This is a genomic window from Pseudomonas sp. 50_B (assembly GCF_017491625.1).
Classification (GTDB): Bacteria; Pseudomonadota; Gammaproteobacteria; order Pseudomonadales; family Pseudomonadaceae; genus Aquipseudomonas; species Aquipseudomonas danubii.
On record NZ_JAFGYX010000188.1, the window covers coordinates 1 to 351 of the forward strand.

At 61.5% G+C, this 351-nt stretch carries 1 protein-coding gene; it reads left to right on the plus strand.

The window, feature by feature from the left end; genetic code table 11:
- The coding region (locus tag J5M73_RS31550; RefSeq protein WP_279381774.1) for a contractile injection system protein, VgrG/Pvc8 family at window positions 1–351 on the plus strand (351 nt) is incomplete at both ends.

Here is a 351-nt window from a genome sequence, read left to right on the forward strand (position 1 = left end):
GGCAAGGCGGCCTGCAGGTGCGGCATGTGCATGGCTTGGTCAGCAGCTTCACCCAGGGTAAAACCGGCTTTCGCCGCACCCGTTACCGCCTGCTGGTGGAGCCGCAACTGGCCCGCCTGGCCCTGAGTTCCGACTGGCGTATTTTTCAACAGAAGACGGTGCCCGAGATCCTCAAGTCGGTGTTGGACGAGCACGGCGTTCTTGATTACCAGCCCTACATCCACACCCCGCATGCGCCGCGTGAATACTGCGTCCAGGCCGGAGACACCGACCTCTATCTGTTCGACCGCCTGTCCACCGAGGAAGGCCTGTTCTATTTCTTCAAGCACGATGCCAACGCCCACACCCTGG